Raw genomic sequence first — 15,059 nt, forward strand, 5'->3', positions numbered from 1 at the left:
TGTTTATCACAACATGTATTAATTAGATAAATATATATTATGAATAATACAGAATTTAGTAAAATAGCTGACATAACAATTGCATATATAGCAGACACGATAGAAGAGCAAGACAAAGAAGTAAGTATAGATGTAGATTTACAAGGTGATATATTAAATCTTGATACTGATGAGGGTATATATGTAATAAATAAACAAAGTGCAGCCAAAGAAATTTGGTTATCGTCGCCGGTTAGTGGTCCTTATCACTTTTTTTATGAACAAGGAAAATGGAAAAATAGAGTAGGGCTTGAGTTGATGGCTATTTTGACTGAAGAACTTGATATTGATTTTAATAATGTATGAAAGATTTTGAAACTACCGATAGTACTGCAAAAATCTATGATTTAATAATAAAAAATGCTCCTGATGTTGCATCTATATTTATTGATGTTGACGATACTATTAATTGTGCCTAAATTAAAAACTTTTAAAAAGCTGCCTTATAATAAAATGATTGATAGAATTAAGGAAAATAAAAGTAATTATGAAGAAATTGTCAGTAATTGGCGATTGCAGCGAAAGGCAATATTAATTGATGAAGAGTGGGTAGAAGGTATAAATAAGCTCAAGGCACAGTTTCCCGTTTATGCTCTTACACATTCCTTTTATGCAAGATTGGCTATATAAAGAATTAAAAGAGCTGGGTATAGAGTGTTCAAATAATGAAAAATTAGCAATTTATAATTCAGGACGAAAAGATGATGCTATTTTTTATAAAGGTATATGCATAACCGGTAATCATTCAAAGAGCGGTATTTTATTGAAATGTTCTGAACATCTAAATGCTAGTTTTATTGTATTTATTGATGACCATGCGAAACATGTGGAAGATGTAAGAGATTATTGTAAAAAGAATAACATCGGTTTTTTAGGCATTTTATTTGACGGGCTTAAAAACTTAATAGGCAAACCTGATCCAAAACTTGCTAAATTTCAAGAATCATATTTAATAGAAAACGCTAAATGGCTTGAAGATGAAGAAGCTTATAAATTAATGGTCAGGAATAATTATTAAATAGAATATATACCTACATAGATATCATCATTGCGAGCAGCTATTGTTGCGTGGAGCGGTAAAACCTACTGTGTCACCTAGTTCGTTTGACCACGGAGTCCATAAAAACAATTAAAATACTAATAATTTTTGTATTTTTAACTGGATCCTGTGGTCACGCCACGGAATGACAGAGGTGAAACTGCTACGTGCAACAATGCCACGCAGAAATGGCATCGAGAGTCGTACAACAATCTAAATAATCTTTAAAATCCATGAGTTTTGCAAATGTACTGTCTAAGAAATTTTTTGATAATATTCATAATTCTAATTCCAAATCTAGTATTTGCAAATACTTATTGGTAAATAAATTACACAATAACACCTTTGTCTAATATGGATGTTGCAGCTATTAAAGTTGAAACGGAAATAATAGGCGATATGAGCGGTGAAGTTATTTTAGATTTACCCTATGTTTGGGCAAGCAGTTCATACTATCAGCAAATCAAAAATGTTAAGCTAGAATATCTAATTGGAAAGTTGCAGTTTAGAAATCAAGACGCGAATGAAGCTTTAAATACGGGAAAAATCAATATTATCCGTTTAAGCTATGAAATATATCAAAAAGCCGGTAATCCTTGTGATGTCCACGAAGCAATAATGAGACAAAATTTAATTCATTCACCGGGTTATGGGCTTTTTACTACTTCCGGCGGTTTAAATGGAAATGACATAGTAGAGTTTAATATTGAATGGAATAATATTCCTGAAGCTTGGCAAGCGATATCAGATTATGGGCTTAGTAAAAGCACGAAATTTAAAGCTACGCCGATTGAATTATATAGTGCAGTTTATGCAGCGGGTGATTTACGTGTTTACAAAATTGTCGATCAAAAAATCCTGTATATCTTTCTCTGCATGGTCAGTGTGATCTTAAAGATGAAGAAATAGCTTCTTATATAAATAAAATTATCAAGGGACAAAGAGCATTTTTCCATGATAATGATTTTCTTTATTATGTAATCAGTTTAATTAAAGGTTATAAGCCTAATCACATGGGAGGAACAGGTGGAACAAATAGTTTTACTGCGTTTATTCCTCAAGGTTTGGACAAACAGGATTATATAACGTTACTTGCTCATGAACATTTGCATAATTGGACAGGGAAGAAAATACGTAATAATTTAGAAGAATTAAATTATTGGTGGAGTGAGGGGTTTACCGATTATTATAGCAGAGTTTTAGCTTTGCGTGCCGAAGTATAACACTTGAAGAGTTTGTAGAAGCATTTAACCAATTCTTGCAGGATTATTATTTATCACTTGTAATAAATGGAACCTAATAGTTTAATCAAAACAGATTATTGGACAGATTATGCAGTAGAGAAATTACCGTATTATCGTAGGTTTGTTTTTGCACTTTATTTGGATAATCTCATTAAAGAGAATAATAGGAGTAAATCGCTGGATAATGTTATGCTTGATTTGTTTAAAATCTCAAAAAAACAAGCTTTTTCAAGCGATTATTTTAAAAAAATAGTTAAAAATTATGTTCCAAAAGGGATAGTATAGATTTAGCTGATGTGACTAAAATGCTGCCGATCGAGAAAATAAAAATGGGGGCATATGACCGTGGTTTTGATAAATATGCTTTAATCAATAATTATACAATAAAAAATATTGATGCAAATAGTAACTCTTATAAATCCGGACTTAGAAATGGGGACATAGTTATAAAATATGATTTTCCTAAATGTGGTTCTCCTGATCAGATAGTTACAATCCAAACAACTAAAGGTGAGTTTAATTTTAGACCTGAAAGTGCTAGTAAAAAAGATATATATAGGTTCAAGCCTAATTTGTCTAAAGAAGATAAGCTAAAAATCAAAAAGTTTTTTAACATCTCAATATTGTTTGTGTGCTTTAACATATTATTAATTTTTCAATTATTTATTAATAATGTCCATTGATATGTTCTAATATTTCAGTTATAATTGCATCACGATTTAATTATAAGGGGAAAAATCATGACAAAAATCTATACAGGGCCACAAACCTCAAAAAAACATCTAGTTATTTTGATAGTGCTACAATTCATTTTCACAATGCTATCTTGGCAACAGAACATGCTATTAATGTTATAGAGAAGGGTGCAAGGGCTGTATTATTTCTGATGTAAGCACTAATTATTCTTTTATAGCTACATTTACTCACGCAACTGTAGCAAGGCTTGCAACTTTTGCGTATTACAATCCGCTTGTTCTTATAGGTGTTTGTGCTTTAGGAGCAATTGCAATTTCGCCGTACGATTCTATCAAATGTGCAAAAAATACAATAAAAGCAGGGATAGCTGCAGGATATGTAGCTTGTGAAACTGTGGAAGGTTTAAGGGCAGGAGCAGCAGGTATAGTTTCGCTTATTGCTGATAATATCTACGGTGATACAGCAGAACTTGCTGGTGCTAGTAATACTAATATAATAGAGTAAAATATTATCATCATGCTTTTATGTTATTCCTGCGAAAGCAGGAATCCATAATAAAGCGAGCTTTTAAAAAGTTTTAAAGTAGTTGATCTCCGCTTTCGCAGGGATGACTTAGAACAGGTTTTTCAAGACACGCAACAATTGCTTTTAGCTAGGAATGACATAGAGAGTTACGCACTAGTTAATCGTTTTACTATCTCTTTCCTACTAATCAAAGGTAAAACACCTGCAATTTCCGGTCCTGATTCTCTGCCGGTTAAAGCAAGGCGAAGAGGTAGAAATAGCTCCTTACCTTTTCTGCCTGTTATATTTGTTAATTCTTTAGTCCAAATGCTCCAGCTATCTTTAGTAATTTCACCTTGCGGTAATAATTCTGCTGCTTGTTTTAAATATTCCTGATCTAAATTTAGACTTTCTACATTCGGCGTTTGATGACAAATTTCCCACCAGTCTTTTACATCACGTAATTTTTGCAAGTTAGGTCTTATCGATAACCAAAAATTTTCATCAATATACTCGGCATCTATTTCTTTAAGGTGGTCTTTTACTTCGTCAAAATCTAAACTTATCAATAATTTATGATTTAATCTTTCTAAATCTTCTGGTTGATAAATAGTCGGGCTTTTAGAAAAACTACTGATCTCAAATTGATTTGCTAGCTTCTCCATTGATTTATAAGGCAAGATTTGTGCCGATGAACCAAGTAAGCTAAAAAAGCTAGCTATTGCCATAGCTTCGATCCCGATTTCTTTTCTAAGAGTTGTGACCTCAAACCCTCCCACTCGTTTAGAAATTTTCTCATCTTTATTGATTATTAAACTTAAATGTCCAAAAGTCGTAGGAGTAGTATTTAAAGCCTCAAACATTTGAATTTGAATAGCGGTATTGCTAACGTGATCTTCACCCCTAATAATATGAGTAATATTATAATCAATATCATCAATAACCGAGCATAACATATAGGTCATACTACCGTCTGCTCTTATCACTATTGGATCGCTTAAAGCCTTGCCGTCATATTGAACTTCGCCTTTGATCATATCATGCCAGCTAATCGGTGCATGATTTACCAAAAATCTATAATGCGGTTTTCTTCCTTGTTCTATATATTTTTGTGTTTGCTCTTCTGTTAGATTTAAGCTAGCACGGTCATACATCGGCGGTAGACCTTTAGATAACTGAAATTTACGCTTTAATTCTAGTTCTTCCGGAGTCTCATAGCAGGCATATAATCTTTTTTTATCTAATAATAGATTTTTGATTTCATCATATCTACTTAAACGACTTAATTGATTAAATGTCTGATCCCAATGAAGATTTAAAAATTTTAAATCTTCTTCTATAGCATCTTTATATTCCTGTTTACTACGCTCTAAATCCGTATCGTCAAATCTTAAAATAAACTGCCCGTTATGCTTCTTTGCATATAGCCAGTTAAGCAATGCTGCCCTGATATTTCCGACATGTAACATACCGGTCGGTGACGGAGCAAATCGTGTTATAACTTTTGTCATAAATAAGTAATTTTATTAATTGTCATCCTATTCAAGAACTATGTCATGCTGTGGTCAAGCCAGCCTTGTTGCATCGTTCGGAAATTGTCATTGTGAGCGGTCGAAGACCGTGCGGCAATCCAAAAAAATAATAAAACAATTCTGATTTACAGAATTTTTTACTGGATTGCTTCGTCGAAACTTGCAGTTGCTTCTCGCAATGACGGAAAACCGAGCTATGCAACAACGCTGGTAAAGCCACGTTATGACAACGATTACCCCTGTTTCTTTTCTAACTTCGCCTTATTCTCTTCAATTAGCTTCATCGCATCATCTAAGCTTAAATTTAGAAAATCATATTTTTTAGGTATAGAGATAAACTTACTCATATATTTTATGTAAGGACCGAATTTACCGTATCCTATCATAATTTCCTCGCCGCTATCTTTATGAATACCGATTTTAAGCGGTAGGCTTAGAAGCTTTAATGCCATCTCAAGTGTGATGTCGTGTTGATTCAAGCTAGCAGGCACGGGGCTACGTTTTGGCTTTACTTTTCCTTCTTGTTCGCCGTGTTGAATATAAGGTCCATAAGGTCCTTTTTTCAGATATATTTCTATCCCGTCTTTATCAGTGCCTAAAATTTTATTCTCATGAGGAATAGCGGAAAGTTCGCCTTCATTTTCGTTATTATCGTTACCGCTAACAATAGATTTTCTAAAAGTACATTCAGGGTAATTACTACATGCTAAAAACGCTCCGAACTTACCGAGCTTTAAGCTAAGCTCGCCTGTTTTACATGAAGGACAAACTTTAGATTCTTTATTTTCACCGAATAAATGATAATCAAGGGCTTTCTGTACATAGCTAATAATCTCGGTTATTTTTTGTTCGTTTACCGATTCAATATTATGGTTAAAACCGCTCCAAAAATTATTTAATGAGGCTTTCCACTCAAGCTTGCCTGCTGCTATTTCATCTAACTCGTTTTCAAGACTTGCAGTAAAATCATATTCTACATATTTTCTGAAAAACCCAACCAAAAATACCGTTACTAGACGTCCAAGCTCTTCAGGTATAAAACGCTTTTTTTCGAGCGTTACATATTTGCGATCTTGTAAAACCGATAAAATACTGGCATAGGTCGAAGGGCGACCGATCCCAAGCTCTTCAAGTTTTTTCACTAAACTTGCCTCCGAATATCTTGGAGGTGGTTCAGTAAAATGCTGACTCGGAATAATTGCTTTAGTTTTAAGCGGTTCTTGTTCTTTTAAAGGCGGTAGCATTTTATTTTCTTCTTCAGCTTCATCATCTACACTTTCACGATAAATTTTATAAAATCCGTCAAAGGTGATAGTCGATCCGTTTGCTTTTGCTAAATATTCTTTATTTTCCGAAGCTAAACTTGCAACCACCACATCCATTATCACATTTTCCATTTGGCAGGCTATAGTTCTTTTCCAAATCAACTCATAAAGCTTATAATAATCCTTTTCTAGCTGTTCTTTTAAGTTATCGGGAGTATAAGTGATATTTGTCGGTCTTATCGCTTCATGAGCTTCTTGTGCGTTTTTTACTTTGGATTTGTAAATTCTAGGGCTACTCGGTAAATATTTATCGCCATAGCTTGTATCAATTAACTTACGTATATCTGCTATTGCGTCATTTGATAATGTAACGCCGTCGGTTCTCATATAGGTAATAAGTCCTATAGTTTCCTTACCTATGTCAACGCCCTCATAAAGTTTTTGTGCTATTTGCATAGTCTTTTTAGCACTAAAACCTAATTTTCTTGCTGCTTCTTGTTGTAGTGATGAAGTAATAAAAGGAGGTTGCGGTGCACGTTTTTGTTGTGTCTTTTCTATCTTATCAACATGAAATTTTTGAGATTTTAATTTTTCAGTTAAATCTTTGGCGTCTTTTTCGTTAATAATTGAGAATTTTTCTAACTTCTGATCGTTTACATGAGTTAATTTAGCAGTAAATAGTTCATTATTACTATTTTGTATTTTGAGGCTAATATCCCAATATTCTTCTGACTTAAAACGCTCTATTTTATCTTCTCGCTCACATATTAATCGCAGAGCCACGGATTGCACACGTCCCGCCGATTTACATCCCGGTAACTTACGCCATAAAAGAGGTGAAAGGGTAAAGCCAACTAAATAGTCTAAAGCTCTTCTTGCTTGTTGGGCATTTACTAAATTAGTGTCAAGTTTCCTAGGGTTCTCAACGGCATGAATAATTGCTTTTTTAGTAATCTCATTAAAGGCTACCCTTTTAAAAAAATCATCGGATTTAACTTTAGTCGTTTCTTTTATTACCTCTGCAACATGCCATGAGATAGATTCACCTTCACGATCAGGATCGGTTGCAAGATATACTGCATCAGCTTTTTTAGCATCTTTAACTATGGCATCTACATATTTACTGGCTTTATCGGAAATACCGTATTTCATTGCAAAATTTTCATCAGGCAATACCGAGCCTTTTTTTGAAGGTAAATCTCTGATGTGACCGAATGATGCAATGACCTTAAACTCATCACCTAAATATTTATTTATCGTTTTTGCCTTTGCTGGCGATTCTACTATTACTAATTTCATCTATTTATTATAAACTAATGATATTTTATTGCCGGTGTGACGTATTGCTTTGCCGGCGAGTTCTAATTCTAATATTACCGTATATAATAGGAAGCGGTAATGCCGTTTCTTTTTATAAATATTCAAAATCTATAGGTGCTGCCGATAATAATTCCAATATAGCAGTACGCTCTCCTTTAACATATCTCGTATTTACTGTGCCTAGCTCAACAAAATCCTTAAATAATCCATCATCTTTTTTCATAAATTCTTCATATTGCGGTAAATTAGCTACAATATCATCCACTGATTCCACTAAATATGCTCCCTCTCTAATCAATTTATTTGTACCTTGACATCTTAGATCTAAAGGAAAGCCGGGAACGGCAAATATTTCCCTATTTTGTTCAAGTACAAATTTTGCAGTTATTAATGAACCGGATTTTAAGCTTGCTTCTAATAATCACCATTTCTAAGGCTAGTCCCGATATTATCCTATTATGCTGTAGAAAATGTTTTCCAAGCGGGGTAGAGTTGATAGGTAACTCAGCTCATATTAAACCTTCTTCTGCTAAATTTTCAAATAGTTTTTGATTTTCCGGTGGATATATATGATCAATATCGCCTGCAATAACTCCGATAGTTTGAGAAATTGCAGCTTGATGTATACTGCTATCTATTCCTCTTGCGAGTCATGAAGCAGTTATATAACCGTCTTGTACAATTTTATGAGCGAAGCTTCTTCCGTTTGCAGAAGCATTTCTTGCGCCTACCATTGCAACGCATTTATTATGATTTAATAACTCTATAGTACCTTTATGGCTTAATATTGGTGGTGGATCATAAATTTCAAGTAATAATTTTGAATATTCTGGAGCATTATAGGTGATGATTTTTGCGTTATTTTTTTCAAGCAGTTCTATTTCTTTTTCAGCATCGCTTTTACTGAAAATTTTAATTTGTTTTGACTTTTTGCCTCGTAATGAAAAATCCGGAGAATTATCTATAGCAGTTCCTGCATCACCGAATAATTGCATTAAACTAAAGAAAGTTTTAGAACCGATATTTTCACTCCTAATAAGACGTAAAATCTTAATTGTTTCAATATCATAAGATATTTGAGGAGCAGACAATAATGCTTTTAGCATTAGGTAAGTTTAATTAGTATTGTGGTGTGTAATCGAATCGTCATTGTGAGCGAACTTTAGTTCGTGCGGCAATTCAGAAAAATAATTAAAAAAATTCTGTAAATCAGAATTTTTTACTGGATTGCTTCGTTGAAACTTGTAGTTGATTCTTGCAATGATAAAAAAACCGATCCACGCGGGAATGACATAATACTACAGTTTCTCAGCATGTGAGCTTAAATAATGTGCTATACCTTCATGTGACGGGGTAATTGCTTCCTCACCTTGATGCCAGCCGGCAGGACAAACTTCACCGTGTTTTTGATGATGAGTTAAAGCATCGATTACTTTTAATGTATAATTAATATCACGACCGATAGGTAAGTCGTTAACTAGCATGTGACGTACTATGAAATCCTTATCAATTAAAAAAGTTCCACGCAAAGCAACACCGTCTTCATTAAGTACGTTATATTTTGAAGAAATATCCTTTTTTATATCGGAAACCATTGGAAATTGTACTTGTCCAAGTCCGCCTTTATTATGCGGAGTATTTTTCCAAGCTAAATGGCTAAAATGGGAATCAACGCTAACAGCTACTACTTTAGCACGTCTTTCGGTAAATTCACCAAGCTTATTGTGAAATGCTATAATTTCCGATGGACAAACAAAAGTAAAATCTAGGGGATAAAAAAATAACACTATATTATCCCCTGCAGCATAATCGCTAAGTTTAAACTTTTCGTCTATATTATTATTAGGCATAATAGCTTTAGCTGTAAAATCCGGAGCAGTTTTGCCGACAAATACTGACATATTCATAACCTTTTATTAATTAATAATCTGATATGATATATAAAACTCATTATTATTACAATAACAAATCTTTATAAATTGCTACTTATCTATTTTCTTTTCTGAAGAAGCTTTTAATTGGTTAAATATAGTTAACGCTCCTGTTACAAAACTACTCGGTTCTGAAAGATTTGCGGGTAAAATTACGGTGTTGGTATCTTTAGCCAAATTACCGAATGCACTAATATATTGCTCGGCTATTTTAAGAGTTACTGCATCGCTTCCTCCTGTTTTTTGTACGGCAGCTGCAACAATCTCAATACTATTTGCCGTAGCGGTAGCGACTAAGCCTATTGCTTCAGCTTCACCTTTTGCTCTGTTAACTTGATCTGTATAAGAAGCTTCTGAATTTAGTACGATTTGTGCTTTTTCACCTTCTGCATGGTTAATTTTTGCTTGTCTATTACCTTCCGATTCTAGAATTTGAGCTCTTTTTTGACGCTCTGCCGCTACCTGCAATTCCATAGCTTTAAGGATAGTTTGCGGAGGTTGAATATCTTTAATTTCATAACGCATACATTGTATGCCCCAATTTATAGCAGCCTGATTAATAGCTGTTACAATTGCTACGTTTAATGTTTCACGCTCTTCAAAAGTTCTATCTAAAGGGAGCTTACCGATTTCCGAACGCATAGTAGTTTGAGCAAGCTGTGTTATGGCATAGTAAGGATTATTAACACCGTAAGATGCGGCCATCGGGTCAATGATTTTAACATATAAAACACCGTCGATAGATAATGTTACGTTATCATTTGAAATAGCTGTTTGAGCGGTAACGTCTATAGCTTCTTCTTTTAAAGTATGTTTGTATGCTACTCTCTGAATTACAGGGATTAGTAAATTTAAACCAGGCTGCAGTACTTTATCAAATTTTCCAAGTTTTTCTACTACCCATGCTTGTTGTTGAGGTACAACTTTAACCATTTGTATTATCACTAAAATCGCTATAATACTGAAAATTAATAATGCATATTCCATAATTCAATACCTTTTTATTAGACTTCTTACAACATTCTACTTCTAGGGGTAATTTGTATGTCGAGCCTAGACTCGCATCCTCACGTACTAGTGTGTACACTTCGGTGGCAAGTGCTTCCGTGTCGCCTTCAAATGCCTCTCTATAAGAGAATTTTGTAAGAAGCCTATTCCATTCTATATTATTTTTGATTATAAGAAAATAATTTAAATAACACAATACTTGGCATTGCTTAAAAAAGTTGTTTTTATGATATAGTTTGGTCCGTCGCATTCCCACTAGGTATTGTTGTATGGATACCCGAATCGTCATTGCGAGGAGCGAAGCGACGTGGCAATCCAGAAAAATAATTTAAAAAATTTACAGAATTTTTTTTCTTCCTTGCTTCGTCGAAACTTGCAGTTTCTTCTCGCAATGAAGAAAAAATCACTCCACGTAACAATGACATCAAAACTTTGACCAACTGTTTTAGTCATACTTAATTATATATTTTTTATCTATGAAATAAGTTTTAATTACTTTGAGTAAAGGAAGAATATTTGAATATTCTTCAAGTTGTTCATTTATATTTTTTATCTCATGTAAAGCACTATTTAAATCTTTCTGTAATAAATAAGTTTCAGCGGCTTTATTCTGTTCTAGTGTTTTAAGTAAAATACTTTGTAAAAATCTATAATAATAATCGTCTAGTTTAGGTATATCATACATAATAATAAATCATATAATTATAGAATTCTTAATTTATATATAAATTTTTTAATAATTCAATAATTTTTCACTAGATTTACATATGCTTAGGTTTTTATCTATTATGTCGGAATCTATATTTAAACAGTCAAGGATTGAATGAAATACATAATCATGGCTAATCTCGGTATTAGCATAATTTTTAATTGAAGATACTGATTTAGGATATTTGGTTTGAAAATCATCTGATACCCAAACTATAAGAGGTACGGTGATTTGTTCTGCAAGTAGTGGACCGCCGTGACCGTAATAACCATTTTCTCCGAGGGACTCGCCGTGATCGGATACATATAATAAAAATGCATTTTTATCTTTAAGCAAATCTATTAAATTAGATAAAAAAAATCGGTATATAAAATAGAATTATCATAACTGTTAACTAACTCAAGCTTATCGCAATCGCTTGCATCTCCCTTAACCTTAATAGGACAGGTAGGGGTAAAATACTCAAACTCTTTTGGATATCTCGCGTTATAGTTCCAATGGCTGCCGGAAGTGTGAACTACTAAAAATTGCTTCTCTGAGTTTGTTATTATTTCTTTTATGAAAGGCAATATTTTTTCATCATGATCATTTAAAGAAAATAGGGCAGAGCCGCCCGGTACTATAGTAAAATTAATGTCATTATATATATTACTTAGGTCAAAATTTGCAAAACTCCTCATTAAAGTTTGGGTACCAATCCAAGTAGTATGAAAGCCAAGATTTGTTAAAATTGATAAAAAACTGTTTTCTTGTCTAGTATTTTCAATTTGACTTGCAGGATAGCGTGAAAGTAACGACGGTACGGAAAGATAAGTAAGATTAGAAGAGGATTTAGCTTTGAAGGAAGTTAGATTTGGGGTGGTTTTTAAGTAAGGGGTTGTATCTCGTTCATAACCGTTAATACCGAAATGGTCAAATCTTGCCGACTCTCCTATAACTAAAACGCCTATAATATCAGCGTCGGAGTTATCTATAAAATTATATTGTTTGCTAATATCTATACATGCATCATTTTTATCACTGAAATTTCCAGCAAAATTAAGGTAGCTATTATGTAAATACTGAATAGGAAAATAATTTTTTAGTATCTTAAATGAAGGAGTAATAATATTATATACAAAAATAAGTAAGCAAGCGGCAGATAATAATTTTGTTACGAATGATTTAGAGTTTTCGGCTGCAAACGATTTGAGAGTATAAAAACAGGTAAAAAGGCAAAAAATTATCCATATTACTAACTTAATGCTTGTTAATTCATAGACTTCGTTTAAATCCGTTGAGAAAAAGCTACCTATTACTTGTTTAGTAGGATTGATTTTGAAGAAATAAATGTAATAACTAGCAATAGCGGATGTTATAAATAAAAACCCTACGCCGACTTTTAATACTAATCTATGTACGCTAAGACCGAAAAATGTTATAAAAGAAAATATATAAATATAACAATAATCTTTTGATAACTCTAATATCCCTTTAAAGATTATTGCTTTATAATAATCAAATTTATAAATCAATATTGCGGTATTAAATAACAAACAATAAACAAACGCTAAAACCGCCGATAATTTAATTAATTTGATATCTATGTGTTTTTGGATAGTTTTTAGCATAAATAAGTAATATAAAATCAATAGTAGTGATACAAAGTTCAACGAGTATAATATAAGTGGAATTAATAACTACCATGATAATAAAAAATCTTCAAGAATTTTATCGGCTTTTAATTCCGAACTCTCCGCTTATAGCTATTGATTACGGAAGCAAAAAATTAGGAATCGCATTATCTAATCAAGAACGTAGTATTGCTATGCCGTTAAATACTATAACCGAGATAAATAAAAAAATTGTTATTACTTCTTTGCTTAATATAGTTGAAAAATATAAAGTTTGTGGTGTTGTAATAGGTCTACCGATTGATATGAGTGGAGCAGTAACGGAGCAAACAAATATAGTGATGAAATTTGCCGAAGAATTTACAAAATCTATAAACTTGCCTATATATTTACAGGATGAAAGATTAACTACAAAAGCTGCAAATAATTTCCTTAAATCATTTGGTATGAAAAGAAAAGACCGTAATAATAACGATGATGCAGTAGCTGCTAGTATGATTCTTGAAACTGTGCTTGATTCTATGAAAAATATTTAATTAGGAAAGAATTGATGAGTTATTACGTGTATCGAAAAACCTACTCGATGTCATACCGGCTTTTGCGGGGATCCAGAAAAATAACTTCAATATCGATATAGAAGGCATATTCGACAAAATAAGCCTATAAAAACTTGTTTTTATAGGCTTTACTGGATTCCCGTCTACGAAGGAATGACATAAAACAGTCCATGCAGCAAAACCAAGAATTTATGACAAACAAATTACCTCCTATTTCACCGGGACAAATTTTACTAGAAGAATTTATGGAGCCTATGGGTATTAGTCACAGCAATCTTGCTTGTGATATTGGTGTACCTGTTACTAGAATCAATAATATAATTAAACATCATCGTTCCATTATCGCTGATACGGCACTGCGTTTAGGTAAATATTTTAGTGTTAATCCTCGTTGGTGGATGAATATACAAAACCAATATGATTTAGAGCTTGCAGAAGATGAAGGTTGGGAAATTAAAGAAGGTAGAATAAGAACCTTTGCTCTGGCAAGTTAATTTGATATTTTCCTCTATATCTATTAAGTAATGTCATCTTTAATGTTTTCAAATGACAACAATTCTTTTTAAATATCCTAAATTAGCGTATTCTGTAATTTTTTGATCACAAGTGAATAAATATGAGTTATTGTTTCTAGTAGAGGCTATAATAAATCTATCAGCTGGATCTTTATGTTCATAATTAGATAAAAAACAGCTTTCTATTAGAACTGAAACCAAGAGATCAATTAGATTTAAGCCTGGAATAGTAATAGCTTATTTATCCAGTCATTTAGGCTAATTGAAAGCACTATTTTACTATTGTTTCAAGCATAGCTACTGCCCAAATAGATATAGCAGAGATATATAGCATATTATGTTCTCTTGCTTTTTCTATTAATTCTATTTGATGTTTAGATAATTTTATTCCCTCCGCATACTAAATTAATATATGAGTATCCAAAATTAAGTTTACTAGATTATCTTTAATATTAGTCATTACCTGTGTCCCATTCAGATTCAAAAGAACAGTTTACTATATAATCATTTATTTTTATTGTTCCTTTTAAGAATCCAAAATAACTTTGTCTATTTTCTACTTTATTAATTCCTAAGGGGACTATTTTAGCAACCGGTAACTTTCTTTTTGTTATAATAAAAGAATTACGCTTATTTTTGACCTGATCAACTAGGTTTAAAAAATGTGTTGTGAATTCAGTAGCTGATATTTGTGCATTACTACCTTTCATATATCTATATGGTCATAATATATAAATATAATAATTTAATTAATGACTATAATATCAATAAAATAAACTTATTGCCAAAGTAATTTATTAAATTGATTCATTTTATCAAAAAAATAAAATATAAAAAAGTTCAATAAAGTAATTTAATTATTTTTTCTGATAATACAGAAAAGTTATATTGATAATAACGATAGACTTGCTATTCCTATAAAAGTAAGACAGAAATTAAAACTTAAAATAGGAGATAAAGTAATAATTAAGTATAATGATTCAGAATTAATAATATCGACTTTTTATTCGAATATAGCAAAAGCAAGAAACATACTAGATAAGTATCAAGATATTGGTTTACATTAAGAATTAAATCTTATGAGAAA

At 32.1% G+C, this 15,059-nt stretch carries 17 protein-coding genes and 3 pseudogenes; 10 read left to right on the forward strand and 10 right to left on the reverse strand.

All coding sequences use genetic code 11. The features are described 5' to 3' along the window. Positions 1–39 precede the first annotated feature (39 nt). The 7 genes from cyaY (at position 40) to A452_RS07985 (ending at position 3,005) form a co-directional block, all read left to right on the forward strand. The gene (gene cyaY, locus A452_RS0101935; protein WP_014412927.1) at positions 40–345 is read left to right on the forward strand and encodes an iron donor protein CyaY; all 306 of its coding nucleotides are present in this window, start codon (positions 40–42) and stop codon (positions 343–345) included. Between the two features lie 105 nt (positions 346–450). Then, a complete protein-coding gene (locus tag A452_RS11790; RefSeq protein WP_231289963.1) occupies positions 451–669 on the forward strand; it encodes a hypothetical protein in 219 nt (72 codons plus the stop codon). Beyond that, positions 650–1,057 (forward strand): DUF2608 domain-containing protein, encoded by a 408-nt coding sequence (locus A452_RS11795; protein ID WP_231289962.1) that lies wholly within the window; start codon positions 650–652, stop codon positions 1,055–1,057. The genes A452_RS11790 and A452_RS11795 overlap by 20 nt, the downstream gene beginning before the upstream one ends. A gap of 375 nt (positions 1,058–1,432) precedes the next feature. Continuing rightward, a complete protein-coding gene (locus A452_RS10355; RefSeq protein ID WP_014412926.1) occupies positions 1,433–1,987 on the forward strand; it encodes a hypothetical protein in 555 nt (184 codons plus the stop codon). A gap of 104 nt (positions 1,988–2,091) precedes the next feature. Further along, positions 2,092–2,301, forward strand: a complete 210-nt coding sequence (locus A452_RS11800) for a M61 family metallopeptidase (protein WP_231289960.1) — start codon at positions 2,092–2,094, stop codon at positions 2,299–2,301. Between the two features lie 66 nt (positions 2,302–2,367). Further along, entirely contained in the window at positions 2,368–2,607 is a 240-nt protein-coding gene (locus A452_RS11805) for a hypothetical protein (protein WP_081482370.1), read from the forward strand. A 20-nt stretch (positions 2,608–2,627) separates the two neighbouring features. Then, positions 2,628–3,005, forward strand: coding sequence for a hypothetical protein (locus A452_RS07985; RefSeq protein ID WP_231289958.1), 378 nt, complete (start codon positions 2,628–2,630; stop codon positions 3,003–3,005). Positions 3,006–3,689: 684 nt separating this feature from the next. On the opposite strand, the gene gltX is transcribed toward A452_RS07985, so the two are convergent. From gltX to A452_RS08000, 9 genes and pseudogenes are all read right to left on the reverse strand, one after another. After that, positions 3,690–5,033, reverse strand: a complete 1,344-nt coding sequence (gltX, locus tag A452_RS0101965) for a glutamate--tRNA ligase (RefSeq protein WP_014412924.1) — start codon at positions 5,031–5,033, stop codon at positions 3,690–3,692. 254 nt (positions 5,034–5,287) lie between these two features. Then, positions 5,288–7,618 carry a type I DNA topoisomerase gene (topA, locus tag A452_RS0101970; RefSeq protein WP_014412923.1) on the reverse strand — a complete coding sequence of 777 codons (2,331 nt, stop codon included), beginning with the start codon at positions 7,616–7,618 and terminating at the stop codon, positions 5,288–5,290. A gap of 112 nt (positions 7,619–7,730) precedes the next feature. Continuing rightward, positions 7,731–7,937, reverse strand: a complete 207-nt coding sequence (locus A452_RS11810) for a hypothetical protein (RefSeq protein ID WP_238533850.1) — start codon at positions 7,935–7,937, stop codon at positions 7,731–7,733. A 30-nt stretch (positions 7,938–7,967) separates the two neighbouring features. Further along, positions 7,968–8,027, reverse strand: a pseudogene (locus A452_RS12475) (DNA-processing protein DprA); the annotation flags it as partial. Between the two features lie 121 nt (positions 8,028–8,148). Beyond that, a pseudogene (locus A452_RS11815) lies at positions 8,149–8,745 on the reverse strand (DNA-processing protein DprA). A 192-nt stretch (positions 8,746–8,937) separates the two neighbouring features. Beyond that, on the reverse strand, positions 8,938–9,540 hold the full coding sequence (locus A452_RS0101990; protein WP_014412921.1) for a peroxiredoxin: 603 nt from the start codon (positions 9,538–9,540) through the stop codon (positions 8,938–8,940). Between the two features lie 81 nt (positions 9,541–9,621). Further along, a complete protein-coding gene (locus A452_RS0101995; RefSeq protein ID WP_014412920.1) occupies positions 9,622–10,557 on the reverse strand; it encodes an SPFH domain-containing protein in 936 nt (311 codons plus the stop codon). 466 nt (positions 10,558–11,023) lie between these two features. After that, complete coding sequence (locus A452_RS0102005; protein ID WP_014412918.1) at positions 11,024–11,263, reverse strand: hypothetical protein; 240 nt, start codon at positions 11,261–11,263, stop codon at positions 11,024–11,026. A gap of 48 nt (positions 11,264–11,311) precedes the next feature. After that, positions 11,312–12,897 (reverse strand): annotated as a pseudogene (locus tag A452_RS08000) (phosphoethanolamine transferase). A 74-nt stretch (positions 12,898–12,971) separates the two neighbouring features. Here A452_RS08000 and ruvX point away from each other — a divergent pair. Both ruvX and A452_RS0102020 read left to right on the forward strand, forming a co-directional pair. Beyond that, positions 12,972–13,436: a Holliday junction resolvase RuvX gene (gene ruvX, locus A452_RS0102015; RefSeq protein WP_014412916.1), complete on the forward strand. Its 465-nt coding sequence runs from the start codon at positions 12,972–12,974 to the stop codon at positions 13,434–13,436. Positions 13,437–13,627: 191 nt separating this feature from the next. Further along, entirely contained in the window at positions 13,628–13,951 is a 324-nt protein-coding gene (locus A452_RS0102020; RefSeq protein ID WP_014412915.1) for a HigA family addiction module antitoxin, read from the forward strand. A gap of 473 nt (positions 13,952–14,424) precedes the next feature. Here the strand turns inward: A452_RS0102020 and A452_RS0102025 are convergent, their stop codons facing one another. Continuing rightward, on the reverse strand, positions 14,425–14,682 hold the full coding sequence (locus A452_RS0102025) for a type II toxin-antitoxin system Phd/YefM family antitoxin (protein ID WP_014412914.1): 258 nt from the start codon (positions 14,680–14,682) through the stop codon (positions 14,425–14,427). 207 nt (positions 14,683–14,889) lie between these two features. On the opposite strand from A452_RS0102025, the gene A452_RS12940 reads away from it, so the two are divergent. Next, positions 14,890–15,039: a hypothetical protein gene (locus tag A452_RS12940; protein ID WP_410524390.1), complete on the forward strand. Its 150-nt coding sequence runs from the start codon at positions 14,890–14,892 to the stop codon at positions 15,037–15,039. Positions 15,040–15,059 lie beyond the last annotated feature (20 nt).

It is taken from the genome of Rickettsia australis str. Phillips (assembly GCF_000273745.1).
In the GTDB taxonomy this organism is placed as follows: Bacteria; Pseudomonadota; Alphaproteobacteria; order Rickettsiales; family Rickettsiaceae; genus Rickettsia; species Rickettsia australis.